Annotated in this window: 1 rRNA gene (cut by a window edge); it reads right to left on the bottom strand. The window is 57.0% G+C overall.

Features of this window, described 5'->3' with window-relative positions:
• Positions 1–1,278: ribosomal RNA gene (locus ACGFML_RS38075) — 23S ribosomal RNA — on the bottom strand (it extends 1,925 nt beyond the left edge of the window).
• Positions 1,279–1,533 lie beyond the last annotated feature (255 nt).

The following is a 1,533-nucleotide window of genomic DNA, read 5'->3' as shown; positions in this document are numbered from 1 at the left end:
ATGTTGCAATGACACGACTTCGGCGGTGTGCTTGAGCCCCGCTACATTGTCGGCGCGGAATCACTTGACCAGTGAGCTATTACGCACTCTTTCAAGGATGGCTGCTTCTAAGCCAACCTCCTGGTTGTCTCTGCGACTCCACATCCTTTCCCACTTAGCACACGCTTAGGGGCCTTAGTCGATGCTCTGGGCTGTTTCCCTCTCGACCATGGAGCTTATCCCCCACAGTCTCACTGCCGCGCTCTCACTTACCGGCATTCGGAGTTTGGCTAAGGTCAGTAACCCGGTAGGGCCCATCGCCTATCCAGTGCTCTACCTCCGGCAAGAAACACACGACGCTGCACCTAAATGCATTTCGGGGAGAACCAGCTATCACGGAGTTTGATTGGCCTTTCACCCCTAACCACAGGTCATCCCCCAGGTTTTCAACCCTGGTGGGTTCGGTCCTCCACGAAGTCTTACCTCCGCTTCAACCTGCCCATGGCTAGATCACTCCGCTTCGGGTCTTGGGCACGCTACTCAACGCCCTATTCGGACTCGCTTTCGCTACGGCTTCCCCACACGGGTTAACCTCGCAACATACCGCAAACTCGCAGGCTCATTCTTCAAAAGGCACGCAGTCACGACTGCATGTGCAAGCACACACAGCGACGCTCCCACGGCTTGTAGGCACACGGTTTCAGGTACTATTTCACTCCGCTCCCGCGGTACTTTTCACCATTCCCTCACGGTACTATCCGCTATCGGTCACCAGGGAATATTTAGGCTTAACGGGTGGTCCCGCCAGATTCACACGGGATTTCTCGGGCCCCGTGCTACTTGGGTGGTTCTCAAACGAGCCGCTAATGTTTCAGCTACGGGGGTCTTACCCTCTACGCCGGACCTTTCGCATGTCCTTCGCCTACATCAACGGTTTCTGACTCGTCTCACAGCCGGCAGACTGCAAAAGAGAACTCCCACAACCCCAACCACGCAACCCCTGCCGGGTATCACACGTGACTGGTTTGGCCTCATCCGGTTTCGCTCGCCACTACTCCCGGAATCACGGTTGTTTTCTCTTCCTGCGGGTACTGAGATGTTTCACTTCCCCGCGTTCCCTCCACACTGCCTATGTGTTCAGCAGCGGGTGACAGCCCATGACGACTGCCGGGTTTCCCCATTCGGAAACCCCCGGATCAAAGCCTGGTTGACGGCTCCCCGGGGACTATCGTGGCCTCCCACGTCCTTCATCGGTTCCTGGTGCCAAGGCATCCACCGTGCGCCCTTAAAAACTTGGCCACAGATGCTCGCGTCCACTGTGCAGTTCTCAAGCAACGACCAGCCACCCACCACCCCAACCCGAAGGCTGAGTTCACTGGGGCCGGCATCGCGAAGGTCCAGACTCACAGTCCGTACCCTCAGATACCCAACAACGTGCCCGACCCACCCGATCCATCCCCACGTTCCACGCCGAAGCAGTACTAGTGACAACCAACCGAATGTGCCGAATAGTCAACGTTCCACCCATGAGCAACCAGCATCAGACATTCGCTG

Origin of the sequence: Streptomyces sp. NPDC048650 (assembly GCF_043199095.1) — a bacterium.
Taxonomy (GTDB): domain Bacteria; phylum Actinomycetota; class Actinomycetes; order Streptomycetales; family Streptomycetaceae; genus Streptomyces.
Note: the sequence above shows the minus strand (reverse complement) of the source record. Positions and strands in the feature narration are given on the sequence as shown.